Source organism: Bacillus infantis, from assembly GCF_020171945.1.
Classification (GTDB): domain Bacteria; phylum Bacillota; class Bacilli; order Bacillales; family Cytobacillaceae; genus Bacillus_AB; species Bacillus_AB infantis_A.
The window spans coordinates 1-19,046 of the sequence record NZ_JAIVAP010000018.1; the positions used below are offsets into that span (position 1 = coordinate 1).

Here is a 19,046-nt window from a genome sequence, read left to right on the forward strand (position 1 = left end):
TGGTGGCGATAGCGAGAAGGTCACACCCGTTCCCATACCGAACACGGAAGTTAAGCTTCTCAGCGCCGATGGTAGTTGGAGGTTCTCCTCCTGTGAGAGTAGGACGCTGCCGGGCGAAACAAAAAACATTCCGCAGTAGCTCAGTGGTAGAGCATTCGGCTGTTAACCGAACGGTCGCAGGTTCGAGTCCTGCCTGCGGAGCCATCCTTAATACCGCTTAAGGTATTGGGCTAATGCTTCCATAGCTCAGTAGGTAGAGTGCTTCCATGGTAAGGAAGAGGTCACCGGTTCGAGCCCGGTTGGAAGCTTATAGAGATCATAATTTGTTAAATTAATAGCAAGGCCCCTTGGTCAAGCGGTTAAGACACCGCCCTTTCACGGCGGTAACACGGGTTCGAATCCCGTAGGGGTCACCATTTTGGAGGATTAGCTCAGCTGGGAGAGCATCTGCCTTACAAGCAGAGGGTCGGCGGTTCGATCCCGTCATCCTCCACCATATTTGCCGGTTTAGCTCAATTGGTAGAGCAACTGACTTGTAATCAGTAGGTTGGGGGTTCAAGTCCTCTAGCCGGCACCATTTCCTTTACTTATCTGTAATGGAATGTGGAGGGGTAGCGAAGTGGCTAAACGCGGCGGACTGTAAATCCGCTCCCTCCGGGTTCGGCGGTTCGAATCCGTCCCCCTCCACCATTTTGAATAAAAAACTCCAGATTTGGACAATCTTATAAATGTCCTTTTTATTTTGACCGTCAGGTCATTGATCAATGGGCTATAGCCAAGCGGTAAGGCAACGGACTTTGACTCCGTCATGCGTTGGTTCGAATCCAGCTAGCCCAGCCATTTTTTGAGCCATTAGCTCAGTCGGTAGAGCATCTGACTTTTAATCAGAGGGTCGAAGGTTCGAGTCCTTCATGGCTCATCATAGCAGGGCAGGCCTTAGGTTGTATACCCTAAGGTTTGTCTTAATGAATGCGGAAGTAGTTCAGTGGTAGAACATCACCTTGCCAAGGTGGGGGTCGCGGGTTCGAATCCCGTCTTCCGCTCCAATATACGGGGCCTTAGCTCAGCTGGGAGAGCGCCTGCTTTGCACGCAGGAGGTCAGCGGTTCGATCCCGCTAGGCTCCACCATTACTACATACATCTTACCTTAAACTCTGCCGGGTTTAAGGTTTTTTTATGTTTAAAAATGTTATACCTTTTAACAGCTTTACATGAACCTAAAATCTAAATCTGCAGCAGCTTGTGTTAGCCGCGGGTGATCATGCCACTTTCGTTAGGATCCTTGCTGCCGATTCCTCACGAACTACCCCTATCTTTTCATCCTTTTGATTTTTCAGAAAAGTACGCATATATATGCATGAATTTGTCGAGTTGAGTCATTGCTTTGAAAGCGGTTAAAATGAAAGCAGAACAGGGGTGAAGGAGGAACATAGAGAGATGAAAAAACTATCGATTATCGGGATGCCGATGGATCTTGGGCAAATGAGGCGGGGCGTTGATATGGGGCCGAGTGCTATCCGCTATGCCGGTGTAAATGAACGCCTGAAAACTTTATTCGAGCACATTCATGATCTGGGTGATATAGCGATTGGACGCCCGGAAGTAGAGATAGATCCAGATACTAATCTGAGAAATCTTGAGCTGATTGCAGAAAAGACCGGCCAGCTGGCAGAAAAGGTTGACGAAGTAATCAAGGGCGGTTCGTTTCCTCTTGTGTTAGGCGGGGACCACAGCATTGCCATCGGGACGCTTGCAGGTGTATCGCGGCACTATAAAAACCTCGGAGTCATTTGGTATGATGCCCATGGAGATCTGAATACAGCAGAAACGTCGCCTTCTGGAAATATCCATGGCATGCCGCTGGCAGCTTCACTTGGCATTGGCCATCCGCTGCTGACTGAGATTGGGGGCTACTCACCAAAGGTCAAGCCTGAGAATATCGTCATCATTGGGGCAAGAGCCCTGGATGATGGTGAGAAAGAGCTTGTGAAGGAGAAGGGCATCAAAGTATACACGATGCATGAGATTGACAGGCTCGGGATGGCAAGAGTGATGGAAGAGGCAATTGAGTATCTGAGGGACCGGACTGATGGAGTTCATCTATCATTGGATCTGGACGGGCTGGACCCCAACGATGCACCAGGCGTTGGGACGCCAGTCATCGGAGGCATAAGCTACCGCGAAAGCCATTTGGCGATGGAAATGCTGGCAGAAGCAGAGCTGATCACTTCCGCTGAATTCGTGGAGGTCAATCCGATCCTCGATGACAAGAATAAGACGGCATCTGTAGCCGTTGCGCTGATGGGATCGCTTTTCGGCGAAAAGCTCCTTTAAAAAAAGAAACAAAAAACGGTAACTTGATTTTCAAGTTACCGTTTTTTGATTAAATGATTGTATTTGTTCAGCAATGAATCCAGCCTGGTACTGGCTTCGATTACGTGATTGCTGGACAAAGAGGTACGAGAAGCCAGTTGGACCATTTCCTTGCGGCACTTTTCAATATCCTGCAACAGTTCTTGAATGCCCATTCACAAAAAACCTGCCTTTTCCTCAGCTTAATTAGTCCCTTTATACCCCAAATAAAACTTTTTAAACATGAAGAAGTAAATTTTTGTTAAAATAATAGTTATTGAGAAATTTTATATAAAAAAACGAAACCTTTTCCGCTATCGATCCGTAATATCGTATAGCCGCATTAGAGCGGAGGTAAATAGAAATGGAAGCAATCGTAAAGAAAAGGATCAAACAGGTAATAAAAGGCGATCAGAATGCTTTTGGGGAAATTGTGGAAATTTATAAAGACAAGGTGTTCCAGCTTTGTTTCCGTATGCTCGGCAACCGCCATGAGGCGGAGGATATTGCCCAGGAGGCTTTCCTGCGCGCATATATTAATATTCAAAGCTTTAATATCGATCTGAAATTTTCCACCTGGCTGTACAGAATCGCAACCAATTTATGCATTGACCGGATCAGGAAGAAAAAGCCCGACTATTTTCTGGATGCAGAGGTTGCCGGGACGGACGGTTTGACGATGTATTCGCAGATTGCAGCGGATACCAGGCTGCCTGAGGAAGATGTAGAGAGCCTGGAGCTTCAGGAAACCATTCAAAACGAAATTTCCAAGCTTCCTGAGAAATACAGGTCAGTAATTGTGCTGAAATATATCGAGGAGCTTTCTCTCAACGAAATAAGCGAGATTATGGACCTGCCGCTCGGGACGGTTAAGACCCGCATACACAGGGGCAGGGAAGCTTTAAGAAAGCAGCTGCGTCATGTGTAGAGATGGATGGCTATGCCATCTTCTTTTGCAAAAATGAATTCAGCTTATCATTTTAAGAGGGTGAGAACTTTGAAATGTCCAGCAGAGATTGTCGAGTATATGCACGAGTATCTAGATGAAGAGATCTCAGCCGAGCATGAACAGCAATTAAGGGAGCATTTGAGCAGCTGCGAAGAATGCCGCTCTTATTTTCATGAATTAAAGAGAGCTATTGCACTGGTGCAAAGCACTTCACATATACAAGCTCCGTCAGGCTTCACGGCTGGTGTGATGGCGAAGCTTCCGAAAGAAAAGAAGCAGGTGGGCTTCCAGCGGTGGTTCAGGCACCATCCGCTGCTTACTGCTGCTTCCCTGTTCCTCGTCCTTATGATGGGAAGTGTCGTCTCCACCTGGAATAAGGACCATAATTTTTCGGTCTCCAAACAGCCGAACCTGATTGTCCAGAATGATACGGTCATCGTGCCTGAAGGTGAAGTAATCAAGGGTGATGTTATTGTCCGCAATGGCAAGATAAAAATAGAAGGCCAGGTCGATGGTGACGTGACCGTCATCAATGGAGAGCAGTACATGGCTTCTGCAGGCCAGGTGACTGGTGATATCAAGGAAGTGAATGAAGTGTTTGAGTGGCTCTGGTATCATATTAAGAGCCTTGGCAAAGATCTAGTGAATGTGTTCGATGAGAAAGAAAAAGAGCCTGCAGCAGGCTGATTGAATAGAGAGAGCAAATCCCTGTCAAACTAAGAATATCCGAATGAGCGGATATTCATTTGACAGGGATTTTTCTTTTTTTGAATTAGAAGGCCCGCCAGCGGTTTTGCAATATATGCCATGCCCATATCATTGGTTTTCAGAGTATTTATGATATAATATGTGAGTTACATACATTGAAAACAAAGCTAATGCTTTTTGGAAAAATATATTTGGAGGAAGGGATAATGTCGTTTGCAGATTTCTCAATTTTGAAATACCTGGCTAATATTGTTGACATTCTCCTTGTTTGGTACGTCATCTACAAGCTGATCATGATTGTAAGGGGCACCAAGGCCGTTCAGCTCTTAAAAGGGATCTTTGTCATTCTGATCGTCAAGGTGATCAGCGACAAGTTCCAGCTGCAGACGCTTGGCTGGATGATGGAACAGGTTCTGCTATGGGGAGTCCTGGCCATCATCATTATATTCCAGCCTGAGCTCCGGAGGGCGCTTGAGCAGCTGGGGAGGGGAAGATTCTTCTCAAGAAGCAGCTCCCAGGAAGAAAATGAACAGGAAAAGATGGTGGATTCCATCACAAAGGCCGTTGATTATATGGCTAAACGCCGGATTGGCGCCCTGATTTCAATTGAACGTGAAACAGGAATGGGTGACTATATTGAAACAGGCATCCAGCTGAATTCAAAGATTTCGTCAGAGCTGCTGATCAATATATTCATTCCGAATACACCTCTCCATGACGGGGCAGTCATCATCCAGAGAAACTGTGTGGAAGCTGCAGCCTGCTATCTGCCGCTCTCCGAGAGCCCGTTCATCTCAAAGGAGCTAGGGACCAGGCACAGGGCCGCCCTGGGAATCAGTGAGGTCACAGACAGCCTTACAATCGTCGTATCTGAGGAAACAGGCAGCGTCTCACTGACTAAAAACGGCGAGCTTCACAGAAGCCTGAGTTCTGAGGCATTCAAAGAGCTGCTATCCAATGAATTGATTGTCAGCCAGAAGGCGAAACAGTCTTCTTCAGCCCGCTGGAATTGGAGGGGGAAGAAAAATGGATAAGCTGATTGATAAGCTGGTGGACAACAGGTGGTTCATGAAAGCTGTGGCCCTTGTCCTGGCTTTGCTCCTTTTTGACGCCGTCTATGATGGATCGGACAATTCAAGCGAGGTCAATGTTCCGGGTGACCAGGACACGGAGCTGATTGAAGACGTTCCGGTCAAATCCTATTATGATACCGATAATCTTGTCGTCACCGGAGTCCCGGATACTGTGGATGTGAGGGTGTCAGGGCCGAAAAGCCATGTCCAGATCGCCAAGACGCAGCGGGACTTTGAAGTATATGTGAATTTGTCTGATGCCGAAGTCGGGGAAAAGCAGGTCCGGATCCTGGTAAGGGATATTTCTGACCGCCTTGATGTAACGGTTGAACCCCGATATGCAACTGTCTCTATCCAGGAAAAAGTGACAAAGCAGTTCAAGGTCGAGCCTGAATTCAATCAGTCCCTGCTTGGTGATGGATTTACATCTGGAGCACCGTCCGTTAAGCCTGATACTGTCAAGATTACGGGAGCCAAGGATGTGGTCGACCGGATCAGCTATGTGAAGGCAGCACTTGATGTCAAGGGCCCGATAGAGGAATCTGTCACAGGAGCTGCAAGCATAAGGGTGCTCGACAGGGATATGAATAAGCTGAATGTAGCTGTCGATCCAGAGACTGTAGAAGTTACCGTGTCTGTGAAAAGCCTCGCCAAAACCGTGCCGATCGATATTGTCCGGAAAGGGTCACTGCCTTCGGGTATGACGCTTAACAGTATTGAACTGGATAAAACTGAAGCGAGAATTACGGGAAGCGAAGAAGCGCTCGGCCAGACAGAAAGAGTAAGGGTTGAGGTTGACCTGGGCAAAATCACCAAGGATGGTGTGCAGACCCTTCCGGTCATCATCCCGGACGGCATCACATCCGTTGATCCGAAGACAGTAGAGGCATCTTTGGATGTGACAGCGGAAAGCCGGGAAGATCAGGAGAATGCCGGCTCAGAGGCAGAGGAAGATGATGCTGAAGCTGAGACAGCGACTCCTCCTGCGGAAGAAACAGAGAAGGATGAAACCAAAACCTTCTCGAACCTGCCGATTGACCTCACCGGGACTGCAGAGGGATATACCGCTGCTTTCGCTGATGGAGCAGGAAGAACAAATCTGTCTGTGCAGGGGCCCGGCAGTGCCATCAATGGTCTCGGATCTTCAGATTTCAATATATTTGTTGAAGTAGGCAGCCTGTCAGAAGGGGAGCATGATGTGCAAGTAAAGGTCACTGGCCCCGATAATGTAAGCTGGAAGCTATCAAGAGAAACAGTGAAGGTTTCTATTACTCAAAATAACGAAGAAGCTTAAATAAAATGTCACTATGGTTAGAAGGAGCGATTTTTAATGGGTAAATATTTCGGTACCGATGGAGTACGAGGGATTGCAAATAGTGAGTTGACCCCGGAGCTGGCTTTCAAACTGGGCCGGTTTGGCGGATATGTGCTAACAAGAAATGAGGACCGCCCAAAAGTATTGATCGGCCGTGATACACGCATATCAGGGCATATGCTGGAAGGGGCCCTTGTCGCAGGACTGCTTTCCATTGGGGCTGAAGTCATGCGCCTCGGCGTCATTTCAACTCCTGGAGTAGCGTATCTGACAAAAGCCCTGGGTGCACAGGCAGGTGTTATGATCTCTGCTTCCCACAACCCTGTAGCTGATAATGGGATCAAATTCTTCGGGCCTGATGGTTTTAAGCTTTCAGACGACCAGGAGCTGGAAATTGAAGCTCTCATGGATAAGGCAGAAGATGAGCTTCCGCGTCCGGTAGGGGCAGACCTGGGCCAGGTGAATGACTATTTTGAAGGCGGACAGAAATATCTTCAATATTTGAAGCAAAGTGTTGATGAAGACTTCTCAGGCATACATATCGCGCTTGACTGTGCGAACGGGGCTACATCTTCACTGGCAGCACATTTATTTGCGGACCTTGATGCCGACCTTTCGACAATGGGCGCATCCCCTAACGGCCTTAACATCAATGATGGCGTAGGATCGACGCATCCTGAAGCACTTTCGGCTTTTGTAAAGGAAAAAGGGGCGGATGCCGGTTTTGCTTTTGATGGTGACGGAGACCGTTTGATTGCTGTAGACGAAAATGGCGACATCGTTGATGGAGACCAGATCATGTATATCTGCGGAAAATACCTGAAAGAGCAGGGCCGCCTGAAGCACAACACAGTTGTGTCCACAGTCATGAGCAACCTTGGCTTCTACAAAGGGCTTGAAGCAAATGGCATTGAAAGCATCCAGACTGCAGTCGGAGACCGCTATGTGGTGGAGGAAATGAAAAAAGAGGGCTACAGCCTTGGCGGGGAGCAATCCGGCCATATTATATTCCTTGACTACAACACCACCGGTGATGGCCTTTTGACGGGCCTTCAGCTTGCTAATATCATGCAGGCGACCAAAAAGCCGCTGTCAGAGCTCGCGAATGAAATGAAGAAGTTCCCGCAGACGCTCGTCAACATTAAAGTTACAGACAAGCACCATGTAACAGACAATGATAAGGTACATGCTGTGATTACAGAGGTTGAAAATGAAATGAACGGAAACGGGCGCATCCTTGTCAGGCCTTCCGGCACAGAGCCTTTGGTCCGTGTAATGGCTGAAGCGCCTACAAAGGAGCAGTGTGAGACCTATGTGGATCGCATAGCGGCTGTTGTCCGTGAGGAAATGGGTTTAAAGGAATAATAGAAGGGAAGATATGCATAGAGGAACGCTTTGGCGCCTCTATGCATATTTTTTTATATGGAGCTCCTGAAGCTTCATGGGAAAATGTGTATTTTTTATGATATCAGTTGACGGATTCTCGCGTGGTGATGTATGATTATCCTGTTTTTGCAAACCATAGTGCAAAGCATATTCAATAATAGAAAGGTGGGTCGTCAGGGTATACTTTTAAAGCGCCTGAACTAGCCATGAGAGGGCTAGTTGACGAGGAGGAGGTTTATCGATTTTTCGGCGGATGCCTCCCGGTTGATCAAGCACAACCGAAAATCCTTCTTTAAAGCATCAAGGCAACTTGGTGGACAAAGAGAGGGATATGCTCTGAATAAACAAAAACTAGAGATAAGGGGGCAAGTATGCCCTCTAAAAAAGGCTTCTTGCCCCCTTTATTGGGAGGACACAGAAGTATGTGCGGAATTGTAGGATATATCGGAAACAGTGATTCAAAGGAAGTATTGCTAAAAGGCTTGGAAAAGCTTGAATATAGAGGCTATGATTCAGCAGGCATCGCCGTCATGAACGAAAACGGCGTCCATGTTTTCAAGGAAAAAGGCCGCATTGCCGACCTGCGCAGCATCGTTGATGGAGATGTGGAAGCCCACACCGGAATCGGACACACGCGCTGGGCGACACATGGCGTACCGAGCAAAAAGAATGCCCATCCTCACCAGAGTGCAGGCGGGCGCTTCACGCTCGTACACAACGGCGTTATTGAAAACTATGACCAGCTGAAGCGCGAGTTCCTGAGCGGAGTAGAGCTTCAGAGCGACACTGACACAGAAGTCATCGTTCAGCTGATCGAGCTGTTCGTAAATGAAGGAGAAGCAACAGAAGATGCTTTCCGCAAGACGCTGCGCCTGCTGAAGGGTTCTTACGCTTTGGCGCTCCTTGATGAGCAGAATGATGAAACGATCTTTGTAGCGAAAAACAAAAGCCCGCTTCTTGTCGGCCTTGGCGACACATTCAATGTGGTTGCGAGCGATGCAATGGCTATGCTTCAGGTGACAGACCAGTATGTTGAGCTGATGGATAAAGAAATCGTCATCGTTAAAAAGAACGAAGTCATGATCCAGGATATGGACGGCCAGATCATTGCCAGAAATCCTTATACTGCTGAACTGGATGCAAGTGATATTGAAAAAGGCACTTATCCTCACTATATGCTGAAGGAAATCGACGAGCAGCCGCTTGTGACACGCCGCATCATCCAGAAATACCAGAATGCAAGCGGGGAATTGGTCATCGACCAGGACATCCTTGATGCGATGAATGAAAGCGACCGGATCTATATCATTGCAGCTGGTACTTCCTATCATGCCGGCCTTGTCGGCAAGCAGTTCATCGAAAGAATGGCAAAAATTCCGGTAGAGGTCCATATTGCCAGCGAATTCGGCTACAATATGCCTCTTCTGTCAGAAAAGCCGCTATTCGTCTTTATTTCACAGAGCGGTGAAACAGCTGACAGCCGTGCCGTGCTTGTAAACATCAAAGAGATGGGCTATAAAGCACTGACAATCACGAATGTACAGGGATCAACCCTTTCCCGTGAAGCTGACTATACACTGCTTCTTCATGCAGGGCCTGAAATCGCGGTTGCTTCAACAAAGGCATATACTGCCCAGCTGGCTGTTCTTGCCATCCTGGCAGAAGTAACAGCGAAGAGCAAAGGACTTGGATTGCCATTTAACCTGGTTCAGGAGCTTGGAATCGTTGCTAATGCTATGGAGGTCCTCTGTGACGGCAAAGAAGAATTTGAAGCGATTGCCCGTGAATACCTGGCAACAACACGCAACGCTTTCTTCATCGGCCGCGGTATTGACTTCTATGTGGGGCTTGAAGGCTCACTGAAGCTGAAGGAGATCTCTTATATCCAGGCTGAAGGCTTTGCCGGCGGAGAATTGAAGCACGGCACCATCGCCCTGATTGAGGACGGTACACCAGTCATTGCCCTTGCTACACAGGAAAGCGTCAACCTGAGCATCCGCGGAAACGTTAAGGAAGTTGTATCCCGCGGCGCCAATCCATGCATCATCAGCATGAAGGGGCTTGAGCAGGAAGAAGACCGCTTCGTTATTCCAGAAGTAAATGAATTATTAACACCTCTTATCTCTGTTATACCATTGCAGCTGATTTCTTATTATGCTGCCCTGCACCGCGAATGCGATGTAGACAAACCGCGCAACCTGGCTAAATCTGTTACGGTTGAATAAGCGGATTTAGGATTATATATCGTTTGTCTAAGGAGGCTCCTTTCTGGATGCCTCCTTTTTGCATAGTTGGAGAAAAGTAATTGATCAAATGTTTAATTAAAGGCAGCAATTGTACTGCTGCCACCGTATACAGGATTTTAATTAAACGTTTGATTAAGGAAAGCAAATGGACTGCTGATCAAGGTATGTATGCTTAATCAAACGTTTGAACAATAGGCCTTGGTTAAAGAAACCATCTTAATTTATCTGCTGGCAACCCTGTTTATTCCGTTTTACATTATTCCGGCCATATTGAGGAAATTTTAAGGAGATGGAATGAATGAATCAGGATTTGATTATTTTTGGGACTATTTTTCTTGTGCTTGGTTTTTTGGTAGGGGTTAAGAAAATGACGTGGCTTTTATCAGGGTTTAATGAAAAAAGGGTGAGGGATAAAAAGAAACTGGCCCATTTGGTCGGAGGTACGGAAGCGGTTCTTGGCATTGTTCTCCTTATCGGCGGCACTCTGGGTGTGGGTTCACCGAAATTCCTAATCATGCTCTGTATAGCCATTATGATGGGGCTTGTATTTTATGTGAACAGCAGGATGGCAGAGTGAATAAGGAGGGAAGCTGCCCCTCCTTATTCTTCTCCTCCGTTAAACCATAGGAGAGCATCATCATCAGGATCGCCGTTATAGTTGATCATGATTTCTTCATCTTTTTTTATATCCTTGTAAGCATAGAAATCAAAAGAGTGATTCTCGAAACTGATTTCATAATCGGCATTCGGCTCATAGGAATGGTTGAACAGCATTCCATACCCAAGGAGAAGGGCAGAATGGTTTGTCCCATACTCAAATACATAGTCGGCGAGCCTGGTTTTCTCAATATATTTATGTTCTTCATTTGGATAGGCAAGTACCGGGGCTCTGTGGATCAGCTCTCCCTTTTTGATATCACGGGTAGCGAACACACCTTTATTGGTTTCGTCATCAGTAATGTTTGAGATTCTAACTTCAATCAAGCTTTTCACCTTCGCCTTCATAATCTGTCAATCCTAGTCTGACAGTCTTGGGGCAAAAATGCAATCGCAGGAATCAATTGGATGGCAGTCTTAGGGTGGTGCAGAGGCTGATTTGATACCAGCCCGGGTGTTTGTATGGTAAAGTAATATTAACAGCAAAGGAGGAAATGCAGATGCAAATCACTGATCAGGCACGCGATATCCTAAAGCAGATGTTTGAAAAAGAAAACGCCCGGAATATCCGCATATATTTCGCAGGCTATGGCTGAGGACAGCCAAAAGTAGGACTGGCTCTGGATGAGCCGGAAGAGGACGATAACGTATCCACAATCAATGAAATCAAAGTAGCAATCGATCCAATCATTGAACCGAATGTAGAGGACCTGATCCTTGATCTGAGCGGAGACAAGAAAGGCCTTGTACTGCTGGGGAATACGGGCAATTGCTGCTAGAATAAGAAAGCATGGAAATGGGCTTCTGCTCTTTCCATGCTTTTTTTGAAGCATTTATTCCTGATCAGTTCCCCGAGGCGGAAAGGGGAAGCAGAAGGGCATCATCCCTGTTCTTATGAAAAAATCATGCAAACACACTCGAATTGTACTATAATGAATACCAAAATCAGGATAATCGGGAGGTGGATATAATGGCAGAAACATTCTGGCTGCCGGATACTGGAGCGGCTCATGCAAAGCCTGTAAGAGGAAAGGCGATACTTTGCATGGGGAGAAGATTCATATAATCGCCCTTACAATGTGATCTCATTTCTATTACGGGCTTTGCCCCTTATTTAAGAAACCATTAAAATAAGGAGCTGGCCGAAATGAGCTATGTAAAAGCAGCTGCTGTTTTGCCTGAAGAGCTGATAGCGGAGATCCAGAAATATATTCAAGGTGAAATGGTTTATATTCCAAAGCCCGAGGCTGCCCGGCGAAAATGGGGGGAGACCTCCGGGGGACGGAAGCAGATCGATGCACGCAATGAGGAGATCAGGAGGGCATTCCGGAACGGAAAGCCGGTCGAAGTGCTGGCGGGCGAATACTTCCTGGCCAATGAAACAATCAAAAAGATAGTCTATTCAAAACAGAAACGCAGGCAGTAGGAACACTTTGGTTCAGAGTCATTCTCTGCCTATTCCCGGCTGCTGATTTTTCTTATAATTGTCTTGAGAAATCAACAGCCTGATCCGGGCAAAAATAGGAGTGAATGAAATGGAACCATTTATCCGGAACGACCAGTTTAATTTCATAAAAGAACAGGCAGCCCACCTTGTGAACGGGCACAGCTCTGTAAATGATAAAGGGGTTTTGAATGCACTGAGGGCCATCACCTCTGAGAAGGCTAAAGCACTGTTTCCAGAGCTCACCGCTGAGCAGCAGGAGCTTCTTGCTCCTTTGCCTGATATAAAGGACAGGACAGAGGCAGACCGGTACCTGGAAGGCCTGCAGGATTATATCATTCCATTTCCGGCAGTGAGCGAACAGGCAGCCAGGAAGCTGTTTCCCAAGGTTAAAAAGCTGAAGGTGCCTGAAGCCGGGCTGGAAGAGCAGAAAGGCATTTCCTACTTTTCCTGGGACGACAAAGGCACTGGGAGAAGGTATATGGCCGTGCTGTACAAAAATAAGCTTGCCGGCTTGTCAGGAACCTTCAAGCCGATCAGCCAAAAAGGGATTTGTTCCATTTGCGGCAAACATGGAGAAGCAGGACTGTTTGTTTCCCAAAAGAAGGGCGCCGTTCAGGGGACTTACGTAAGAAAAGGCAATTATATTTGCAGCGACACCATGAAATGCAACCAGAACCTGACCAGCCTTGAGAAGCTGGAGCAATTTGTTGAGCTGGTGAAATAGCACAAAAGAAAGACAGGGGCCTGGCTACAGGTCCCTGTCTTTGCAGTAAAGCCCGCACTGGGGCAGTTCTGAAGATCTTTGCCTCCGGTTATTGAAGCTGATCATCCTTATAGTCAACGTAAAGGGTGCCATTCTGCTGGACTTCAGCGTAGAAGACATCAGAGAGGGAGGCGCCGCTTTGCTGGAGCTGATCTTCAATCCATTCCTGGGAAAGGTTTAAGCCGTCAAGATTCTGGGAGACAAGCTGGCCATCGGAAATGACGGCGGTGCCGACCGGATAGGCATCTTTGGGCACCGGGTTTCCCTGGGCTGCATGGCTTTGCGTCAGCGGGCGCTTTCCTTCTTTTTTTAGCACCGACAGCTTGCCGTCCGTCTCAAAGACCGCATAGTCTGCATCTGAGATGGAGAAGATATTTTTTTGCCTGAGCAAAGCGCTTAAGGCATCAATATCCAGTCTGGCTTTGCGGAGGGAGTCTTCCATCACCTTGCCGTCTTTTATGACGATCAGCGGCTGGCCCTCCAGGAGTACCCTTGCTTTCCTGGATTTGATATCAAGATAGCCCATGAGGATGGTGAACGCGGCCCAGCCGGCCAGGGCAATGACCCCATTTCGAATGGTCACATTCGGGCTGAGGACAAGGTTGGCTGCAATAGAACCGATGGCAATGGCTGATACAAAGTTAAAGAAGGTCATTTGGGCAATTTCTTTCCGCCCCATCAGTCTGGCAAGCGCAAAAAGCACAAGAAAAGAAACGGCAATCCTTATAAGCACTTCTGGAATATTCATGATCCACCTCAATCAGGTTTATTTTTATAGAGAAATTGAATCTCTTAGTAAGAATGCATCCTTATTTTGGCAGGGTAATATCTTTTTATACATAAAAAAGAAAGAGAGTTGGAGTGAATGCTTGAATTATTGCTGATCCGCCATGGCCAGTCAGAAGCTGACCTGCTGGACGTGCATGAGGGCAGGGCGGATTTTCCGCTGACCGGTTTGGGAAGGAGGCAGGCGGGACTCCTTGCTGAGTTTATCACTGAACACTATCCTCCTGATATCATCTGGGCAAGTACGCTGAAAAGGGCCTATGAAACAGCGGCTATTACAGCTGATAGAGCGGGGTGCAGGCTGAGGACAGATGAAAGGCTGATGGAATTCAATAATGGGGTTCTGGCCGGGATGTCCCGGGAGGAAGCGGGCATCCGTTATCCAGAGCCGCCTGAGGGCAGAAAGCCGCATGTGCGCATCGAGAAGGGGGAGTCGATGCTTGAAATGAGATTCCGGGCCGAGACCGTTCTATCAGAGATCCTGGATGATGCTGAACAAAAAGGGTATAAGAGGGTTGCTGCAGTTTCGCACGGCGGATTGATTTCCATGCTGATCCTGGCGCTGCTTGGGCTGCCCAATACGAGCCGCCAGCTCTTTGCTACAGGAGATACCGGCGTTCATTTGTTCAGGCTGGATCATAAAAGAAGGGTGGCCATGTTTTTGAACTGCCAGCGGCACCTGCCCGATGAACTTTTGGGATAGGAGGGGACAGGATAGCCTGTCCTTTTTCTTTTTTCCATAAAAAGGGGATTGATTATTGATTTTCAGTCTTTCCAAACCGGGGCGGACGAAGTATGATAATTCTATCAAACTGAAAGGGAAGACAATATGGCGGGAATGAATCTCCTTTTCCTATTTGCAATCAGTGTCTATAGTCTATGGGGATTAGGGCATGATCCTTTCTCGAGCCTGCTTTCGGGTGATGAGAAGCGCTTTGAAATGCTGGTCCTGGAGGAAGGCAAGGTTTTTTCGAAAGAAAAGCCTTTTGAGCGAAAAGGAAAGCTCCTTGGAACGGCCGCGTATCTTCCTTTGTTGGCATCGCCGGCCGTCATGCTGCTTTTCCGAAGGTTTTTCCGGATGGATATTATGCTGGAAAAGCTGAGAATCCTTCTTACACCGGTCTTTTTTCATTCTAAGTTCTTTATCTCCTCCTCTGTTAGTAATAAATAAAACTAAACTGAAAAAGAGGTGCAGAGATGAGGAATTTAGGCTTTGGGGAAATTATGGTCATTGTTTTTGTTGCGCTGCTTATATTTGGACCGCAAAAACTGCCGGAGCTTGGCAGGGCTGCCGGCAATACGCTGCGTGAATTCAAAAAGGCAACAAAAGGCATCCTGGAAGATGATAAAGAAAGAGATAATTAAATAGATTGCAGACTGCTCCGCAGATGGAAGCCCTCTTATGGCTTCATCTTTGCGGAGCAGCTGTTTTGTTCTGGAGGAAAATGATGAAAGAGATGATTGTTGCCCTGATATTGGGCATTGTTGAAGGTCTTACTGAGTTTGCGCCCGTTTCGTCTACCGGCCATATGATTATAGTGGACGACATTTTATTAAAGTCAAAAGAGCTTTTCTCGAAGGAAGTAGCCAATACATTCAAGGTTGTCATTCAGCTTGGGTCGATCCTTGCGGTGGTGATTGTGTTCAAGGACCGGTTTATCCAGCTCTTAGGGCTGGGTAAAGGGGGGAAGGAACAATCGGATGGACCGAGGCTGAAGCTTACACAAGTCATTGCGGGCCTGCTGCCTGCGGCGGTTCTCGGGCTTCTTTTCGAGGATTATATAGATAAATACCTTTTCTCTATCAATACAGTGGTAATCGGCCTGGTGGCTGGCGCCCTGCTTATGATTGCAGCTGATTATTATTCAAAGAGGAAGCCGGCCATCGAGACGGTGGACAAGATCACTTACCGGCAGGCAATCCTCATTGGATTGTTCCAGTGCATCGCCTTATGGCCGGGCTTTTCACGGTCAGGCTCCACAATCTCGGGCGGGGTGCTGCTCGGCCTCAGCCACAGGGCAGCCTCTGATTTTACCTTTATCATGGCGGTGCCTGTCATGCTTGGGGCAAGCGGGCTGTCGCTTCTGAAGAATTGGGAGTATTTCACGCCTGATGCCATCCCATTCTTTATAGTCGGCTTCATCAGTGCCTTTGTGTTCGCCCTGGCATCAATCCGTTTCTTCCTGGCGCTCATCAACAGAATCAAGCTGGTGCCGTTCGCCATTTACAGGATTATCCTCGCGGCTGTCATTTATATTGTATTTCTGTGAGGCAAAAGTACAGTTCCAGTATTTAAATATTTACAGAAGATAGGTTCATAGAGTAAAATTAAAAAAAATTTATTGAAAGATACGCTTAATCTTTTAAAGAGCGGGGGATCCAACCGGCATACATCTGCCTCGGGGTGAATCCTTTACAGGTAGGGCACTCTCAAAGCCCGAATCCGACAGCTAACCTCGTAAGCGTTATTGAGAGGACAAGTCTGCGTTCAAACACAGAGGTCTCGCCCTCTGTGTTTTTTTATGCTAAAAAACAGATATTTGACTAAGGAGGCTTGCATTATGAAACTATCAACAAAGATTATCATCGCTCTGATTGCGGGGGGCATTGTCGGCTTATTATTGAATCTATATTCTCCCGATTTATTTGAAACACTGAATACGTATTTATTCACTCCACTGGGGAAAATATTCCTCAACCTGATCAACATGCTCGTGGTGCCAATTGTGTTCTTCTCCATCACTCTTGGCACAGCCGGCCTCGGGGATCCTAAAAAGCTCGGAAGGATTGGCCTTAAGACCATCTCTTTCTTCTTGGCTACTACTTGTATGGCATTAATCATCGGGATCGTCTTCGCGTACATCTTCCAGCCGGGGAATGTCGGGACCTTCGATACCACTGGTGCAGAGTTTGAAGCACAGGAAGCTCCGCCTGTATCTGAAACCCTGCTGAATATCATTCCGACAAATCCTATCAAGGCATTTACAGAAGGAAACATGCTTCAGATCATTACATTCTCTGTTTTCGTCGGCTTTGGTCTTACTATGCTTGGCGAGAAAACCAGAGGCGTCCTGAAGCTGTTTGACCAGGGGAATGAGCTGATGATGTACCTTGTGAACCTGATCATGCGTTTTGCGCCATATGGAACCTTCGGCCTGATCGTATCGGCAGTCGGCACCCAGGGAGTTGATGCGATCAAAGCGATGGGGCTGTACATGGGTGTGGTGCTTGCGGCACTTATCGTCCATACGCTTGTGACGTACGGAGGATCGGTATACTTCCTGGCCAAGCGCAGCCCTATCGAATTCTTCAAGGGATTTGCCCCGGCCATGAGCGTGGCCTTCAGTACATCGAGCAGTAATGCCACACTTCCGGTTTCCATGAATGTGGCACAGAAGAACCTGAAGGTCCCTGAATCGGTGAGCAGTTTTGTTCAGCCGCTTGGTGCGACAATCAATATGGATGGAACAGCGATCATGCAAGGTGTCGCAACCATCTTTATCGCTCAGGTATATGGCCTTGACCTGACGTTCACGCAGCTAGTGACGGTCGTCCTGACTGCCGTCCTTGCGAGCATCGGTACAGCAGGTGTGCCGGGCGTCGGCCTGATCATGCTGGCGATGGTCCTTCAGTCTGTTAACCTTCCTGTTGAAGGGATTGCCCTGATCATCGGGATCGACAGGCTTCTGGATATGACCAGAACAGCGGTTAATATTACAGGTGATGCTGCTTGTGCAGTCATCGTCGGTGAATCCGAGAAAAAGAAAAACAGGGAATTAACCTGATAATAGAGTAAAGCAAAACACCGTCCGGATAAGGACGGTGTTTTTTTAATGGACCGGGTGAACGCGGGACCTTCTTAAGCAGTCGGCTCGGCCGCTTCTTCTATTTTTTTCTGCAGGAGAAGCTTTTTGAGCTGCGGCTTGCTTTTGCGGCTTGCCAGGATATACAGAACATCCCCTGGAAGGATGATGGTGCTGCCGGCCGGTGTGATCAGTTCATCATTGCGGATGATGGCATTCACAAGTGCACCTTTTGGAAACGGGATATCAATCAGGGTCTGCCCGATGATCTGGGCATCATCCTCCATTTCGTATTCAATCATCTCTGCATCGGCTTTTCCGATGGACACAAGCTCAAGCGAATGCATGGGTGTCGTTTTTTTCGGTCCGGTCAGCTTCAGTTTAGCTGCGAGCGCTGTAATCGTTGAGCCTTGTATGAGGCAGCTGGTCAGGACGACAAAGAACACGACATTGAAGATCTGCTGGCTTCCCTCGATTCCTGCAAGAAGGGGAAAGGTTGCCAAAACGATAGGGACAGCTCCCTTTAATCCTGCCCAGGAAAGGAAGATGAGTTCATTCGTTTTATATCCCATCCTGACGGTAGACAAGAAGACGGCTGCAGGCCTTGCGATCAATATGAGGATCGCAGAGATGGCAATGCCTTTCAGGAAGATATCCAGGCTGAACAGCTCTGAAGGGAACACCAGCAGGCCTAGAATCACAAACATCATGATCTGCATCATCCAGGCAAATCCTTCAGAAAAACGGAAGATGGTATGCTTGTAGGCAAGCTCCATGTTTCCGATGATAATGGCAGCGATATAGACGGCCAAGAGTCCGCTTCCGCTTGCAAAGGCTGTAATACCATAGGTTAAGAGTGCAAAGGCTGTGGCAAAAACAGGATAGAGTCCGCCTGAGTCGAGATTGATGCGGTTAAGGGCAAAGACGGCCAATCTGCCGAAAATCAGGCCAAACAGAAGGCCGATGCTCATCTGGAGGAAAAAGGTTCCGATCAGCGACCAGACGCTTGCTTCCGGAAGGGTGATCAATTCAATCATGGCGACTGTCAGGAAGACAGCCATCGGGTCATTGGAGCCTGATTCTGCTTCTAAAGTGGCACCGATCCGTTCATCGATATTCTTATCCTTAAGAACTGCGAAAACGGCAGCAGCATCTGTTGATCCGACGATGGCACCGAATAAAATCGATTCGAGCCAGCCTGTCCCCAGAATGAACTTCGCTGCGGCTGCGACGATTCCGGATGTGAGGATGACGCCGAGGGTGGCGAGTGACAAGGATGGGAGGACGACAGGGCGCAGTGTTTGCCACTTAGTCTGCAGGCCGCCCTCAAACAGGATAATGATTAAAGCAAGGACACCGATCATCTGGGCTGTGCTGGCATTGTCGAAATAAATGATTCCCAGTACGTCACTGCCCATCAGCATCCCGACTGCCATAAACAGCACGAGGGAAGGAACGCCGAGGCGTGAGGAGAACTTAGTCGTCAGCACGCCGGTAATGAACAGGATGGCCGCAAGCAGGATGAATGTATCTGTATGCAAAACATTAATCATTGATATCA

The 19,046-nt window shown here is 47.6% G+C and carries 19 protein-coding genes, 10 tRNA genes, 1 rRNA gene and 1 riboswitch; of the genes, 26 read left to right on the forward strand and 4 right to left on the reverse strand.

Annotated features, from left to right (window positions below):
• The 12 genes from rrf to rocF form a co-directional block, all read left to right on the forward strand.
• A 5S ribosomal RNA gene (gene rrf / locus LCM00_RS19285) occupies nt 1-115 on the forward strand; the annotation flags it as partial.
• Between the two features lie 14 nt (nt 116-129).
• A tRNA-Asn gene (locus tag LCM00_RS19290) sits at nt 130-204 on the forward strand.
• Nucleotides 205-235: 31 nt separating this feature from the next.
• Nucleotides 236-308 (forward strand) — tRNA-Thr (locus LCM00_RS19295).
• A 33-nt stretch (nt 309-341) separates the two neighbouring features.
• Nucleotides 342-416 (forward strand) — tRNA-Glu (locus tag LCM00_RS19300).
• A 4-nt stretch (nt 417-420) separates the two neighbouring features.
• Nucleotides 421-496 (forward strand) — tRNA-Val (locus LCM00_RS19305).
• Nucleotides 497-501: 5 nt separating this feature from the next.
• Nucleotides 502-577 (forward strand) — tRNA-Thr (locus LCM00_RS19310).
• Between the two features lie 28 nt (nt 578-605).
• Nucleotides 606-690: transfer RNA gene (locus LCM00_RS19315), tRNA-Tyr, on the forward strand.
• A gap of 75 nt (nt 691-765) precedes the next feature.
• Nucleotides 766-840 (forward strand) — tRNA-Gln (locus LCM00_RS19320).
• 6 nt (nt 841-846) lie between these two features.
• Nucleotides 847-919: transfer RNA gene (locus tag LCM00_RS19325), tRNA-Lys, on the forward strand.
• Nucleotides 920-971: 52 nt separating this feature from the next.
• A tRNA-Gly gene (locus LCM00_RS19330) sits at nt 972-1,046 on the forward strand.
• Between the two features lie 6 nt (nt 1,047-1,052).
• Nucleotides 1,053-1,128: transfer RNA gene (locus tag LCM00_RS19335), tRNA-Ala, on the forward strand.
• Nucleotides 1,129-1,437: 309 nt separating this feature from the next.
• Nucleotides 1,438-2,334 (forward strand): arginase, encoded by an 897-nt coding sequence (gene rocF / locus LCM00_RS19340; protein WP_224905138.1) that lies wholly within the window; start codon nt 1,438-1,440, stop codon nt 2,332-2,334.
• Nucleotides 2,335-2,369: 35 nt separating this feature from the next.
• On the opposite strand, the gene LCM00_RS19345 is transcribed toward rocF, so the two are convergent.
• A complete protein-coding gene (locus LCM00_RS19345; protein ID WP_224905140.1) occupies nt 2,370-2,528 on the reverse strand; it encodes an aspartyl-phosphate phosphatase Spo0E family protein in 159 nt (52 codons plus the stop codon).
• Nucleotides 2,529-2,716: 188 nt separating this feature from the next.
• Here LCM00_RS19345 and sigW point away from each other — a divergent pair, with 188 nt between their 5' ends.
• The 7 genes from sigW to LCM00_RS19380 all read left to right on the forward strand — a co-directional run bounded on the left by sigW (nt 2,717) and on the right by LCM00_RS19380 (nt 10,606).
• Entirely contained in the window at nt 2,717-3,280 is a 564-nt protein-coding gene (gene sigW / locus LCM00_RS19350; protein ID WP_224905142.1) for an RNA polymerase sigma factor SigW, read from the forward strand.
• A 69-nt stretch (nt 3,281-3,349) separates the two neighbouring features.
• The gene (locus LCM00_RS19355; RefSeq protein ID WP_224905144.1) at nt 3,350-3,988 is read left to right on the forward strand and encodes an anti-sigma factor family protein; all 639 of its coding nucleotides are present in this window, start codon (nt 3,350-3,352) and stop codon (nt 3,986-3,988) included.
• A 227-nt stretch (nt 3,989-4,215) separates the two neighbouring features.
• Nucleotides 4,216-5,043 carry a diadenylate cyclase CdaA gene (cdaA, locus tag LCM00_RS19360; protein WP_009795682.1) on the forward strand — a complete coding sequence of 276 codons (828 nt, stop codon included), beginning with the start codon at nt 4,216-4,218 and terminating at the stop codon, nt 5,041-5,043.
• Complete coding sequence (locus tag LCM00_RS19365; RefSeq protein WP_224905146.1) at nt 5,036-6,376, forward strand: CdaR family protein; 1,341 nt, start codon at nt 5,036-5,038, stop codon at nt 6,374-6,376. The genes cdaA and LCM00_RS19365 overlap by 8 nt, the downstream gene beginning before the upstream one ends.
• 36 nt (nt 6,377-6,412) lie before the next feature.
• Nucleotides 6,413-7,762, forward strand: a complete 1,350-nt coding sequence (glmM, locus tag LCM00_RS19370) for a phosphoglucosamine mutase (protein ID WP_224905148.1) — start codon at nt 6,413-6,415, stop codon at nt 7,760-7,762.
• A 443-nt stretch (nt 7,763-8,205) separates the two neighbouring features.
• The gene (glmS, locus tag LCM00_RS19375; RefSeq protein ID WP_101552813.1) at nt 8,206-10,008 is read left to right on the forward strand and encodes a glutamine--fructose-6-phosphate transaminase (isomerizing); all 1,803 of its coding nucleotides are present in this window, start codon (nt 8,206-8,208) and stop codon (nt 10,006-10,008) included.
• Nucleotides 10,009-10,327: 319 nt separating this feature from the next.
• Nucleotides 10,328-10,606: a DUF3784 domain-containing protein gene (locus LCM00_RS19380; protein ID WP_224905150.1), complete on the forward strand. Its 279-nt coding sequence runs from the start codon at nt 10,328-10,330 to the stop codon at nt 10,604-10,606.
• 23 nt (nt 10,607-10,629) lie between these two features.
• Here LCM00_RS19380 and LCM00_RS19385 read toward each other — a convergent pair whose 3' ends face one another.
• Entirely contained in the window at nt 10,630-11,013 is a 384-nt protein-coding gene (locus tag LCM00_RS19385; protein ID WP_035403454.1) for an SET domain-containing protein, read from the reverse strand.
• Nucleotides 11,014-11,833: 820 nt separating this feature from the next.
• On the opposite strand from LCM00_RS19385, the gene LCM00_RS19390 reads away from it, so the two are divergent.
• Both LCM00_RS19390 and LCM00_RS19395 read left to right on the forward strand, forming a co-directional pair.
• Nucleotides 11,834-12,112, forward strand: a complete 279-nt coding sequence (locus tag LCM00_RS19390) for a CD3324 family protein (RefSeq protein WP_224905152.1) — start codon at nt 11,834-11,836, stop codon at nt 12,110-12,112.
• A 109-nt stretch (nt 12,113-12,221) separates the two neighbouring features.
• Nucleotides 12,222-12,857: a FusB/FusC family EF-G-binding protein gene (locus LCM00_RS19395; RefSeq protein WP_224905154.1), complete on the forward strand. Its 636-nt coding sequence runs from the start codon at nt 12,222-12,224 to the stop codon at nt 12,855-12,857.
• An 88-nt stretch (nt 12,858-12,945) separates the two neighbouring features.
• On the opposite strand, the gene LCM00_RS19400 is transcribed toward LCM00_RS19395, so the two are convergent.
• Nucleotides 12,946-13,644 (reverse strand): DUF421 domain-containing protein, encoded by a 699-nt coding sequence (locus LCM00_RS19400; RefSeq protein ID WP_224905156.1) that lies wholly within the window; start codon nt 13,642-13,644, stop codon nt 12,946-12,948.
• Between the two features lie 117 nt (nt 13,645-13,761).
• Between LCM00_RS19400 and LCM00_RS19405 the strand changes: the two genes are divergently transcribed.
• From LCM00_RS19405 to LCM00_RS19425, 5 genes are all read left to right on the forward strand, one after another.
• Entirely contained in the window at nt 13,762-14,385 is a 624-nt protein-coding gene (locus tag LCM00_RS19405) for a histidine phosphatase family protein (protein ID WP_224905158.1), read from the forward strand.
• A gap of 135 nt (nt 14,386-14,520) precedes the next feature.
• Nucleotides 14,521-14,853 carry a hypothetical protein gene (locus LCM00_RS19410; protein WP_224905160.1) on the forward strand — a complete coding sequence of 111 codons (333 nt, stop codon included), beginning with the start codon at nt 14,521-14,523 and terminating at the stop codon, nt 14,851-14,853.
• 26 nt (nt 14,854-14,879) lie between these two features.
• Nucleotides 14,880-15,047, forward strand: coding sequence for a twin-arginine translocase TatA/TatE family subunit (locus LCM00_RS19415; protein ID WP_224905162.1), 168 nt, complete (start codon nt 14,880-14,882; stop codon nt 15,045-15,047).
• Nucleotides 15,048-15,130: 83 nt separating this feature from the next.
• Nucleotides 15,131-15,952, forward strand: coding sequence for an undecaprenyl-diphosphate phosphatase (locus LCM00_RS19420; protein ID WP_224905277.1), 822 nt, complete (start codon nt 15,131-15,133; stop codon nt 15,950-15,952).
• A 72-nt stretch (nt 15,953-16,024) separates the two neighbouring features.
• A riboswitch (cyclic di-AMP (ydaO/yuaA leader) is annotated at nt 16,025-16,162 on the forward strand.
• Between the two features lie 81 nt (nt 16,163-16,243).
• On the forward strand, nt 16,244-17,467 hold the full coding sequence (locus LCM00_RS19425; RefSeq protein WP_224905164.1) for a dicarboxylate/amino acid:cation symporter: 1,224 nt from the start codon (nt 16,244-16,246) through the stop codon (nt 17,465-17,467).
• Nucleotides 17,468-17,541: 74 nt separating this feature from the next.
• Here LCM00_RS19425 and LCM00_RS19430 read toward each other — a convergent pair whose 3' ends face one another.
• Nucleotides 17,542-19,038 carry a potassium/proton antiporter gene (locus tag LCM00_RS19430; protein ID WP_224905166.1) on the reverse strand — a complete coding sequence of 499 codons (1,497 nt, stop codon included), beginning with the start codon at nt 19,036-19,038 and terminating at the stop codon, nt 17,542-17,544.
• Nucleotides 19,039-19,046 lie beyond the last annotated feature (8 nt).

Excerpts from the sequence above, each read along its gene's own strand:
- rocF (WP_224905138.1), top strand. The coding sequence starts at position 1,438 with ATGAAAAAACTATCGATTATCGGGATGCCGATGGATCTTGGGCAAATG.
- LCM00_RS19345 (WP_224905140.1), bottom strand. The coding sequence starts at position 2,528 with ATGGGCATTCAAGAACTGTTGCAGGATATTGAAAAGTGCCGCAAGGAA.
- sigW (WP_224905142.1), top strand. The coding sequence starts at position 2,717 with ATGGAAGCAATCGTAAAGAAAAGGATCAAACAGGTAATAAAAGGCGAT.
- cdaA (WP_009795682.1), top strand. The coding sequence starts at position 4,216 with ATGTCGTTTGCAGATTTCTCAATTTTGAAATACCTGGCTAATATTGTT.
- LCM00_RS19365 (WP_224905146.1), top strand. The coding sequence starts at position 5,036 with ATGGATAAGCTGATTGATAAGCTGGTGGACAACAGGTGGTTCATGAAA.
- glmM (WP_224905148.1), top strand. The coding sequence starts at position 6,413 with ATGGGTAAATATTTCGGTACCGATGGAGTACGAGGGATTGCAAATAGT.
- glmS (WP_101552813.1), top strand. The coding sequence starts at position 8,206 with ATGTGCGGAATTGTAGGATATATCGGAAACAGTGATTCAAAGGAAGTA.
- LCM00_RS19380 (WP_224905150.1), top strand. The coding sequence starts at position 10,328 with ATGAATCAGGATTTGATTATTTTTGGGACTATTTTTCTTGTGCTTGGT.
- LCM00_RS19390 (WP_224905152.1), top strand. The coding sequence starts at position 11,834 with ATGAGCTATGTAAAAGCAGCTGCTGTTTTGCCTGAAGAGCTGATAGCG.
- LCM00_RS19395 (WP_224905154.1), top strand. The coding sequence starts at position 12,222 with ATGGAACCATTTATCCGGAACGACCAGTTTAATTTCATAAAAGAACAG.
- LCM00_RS19400 (WP_224905156.1), bottom strand. The coding sequence starts at position 13,644 with ATGAATATTCCAGAAGTGCTTATAAGGATTGCCGTTTCTTTTCTTGTG.
- LCM00_RS19405 (WP_224905158.1), top strand. The coding sequence starts at position 13,762 with ATGCTTGAATTATTGCTGATCCGCCATGGCCAGTCAGAAGCTGACCTG.
- LCM00_RS19410 (WP_224905160.1), top strand. The coding sequence starts at position 14,521 with ATGAATCTCCTTTTCCTATTTGCAATCAGTGTCTATAGTCTATGGGGA.
- LCM00_RS19415 (WP_224905162.1), top strand. The coding sequence starts at position 14,880 with ATGAGGAATTTAGGCTTTGGGGAAATTATGGTCATTGTTTTTGTTGCG.
- LCM00_RS19420 (WP_224905277.1), top strand. The coding sequence starts at position 15,131 with ATGAAAGAGATGATTGTTGCCCTGATATTGGGCATTGTTGAAGGTCTT.
- LCM00_RS19425 (WP_224905164.1), top strand. The coding sequence starts at position 16,244 with ATGAAACTATCAACAAAGATTATCATCGCTCTGATTGCGGGGGGCATT.
- LCM00_RS19430 (WP_224905166.1), bottom strand. The coding sequence starts at position 19,038 with ATGATTAATGTTTTGCATACAGATACATTCATCCTGCTTGCGGCCATC.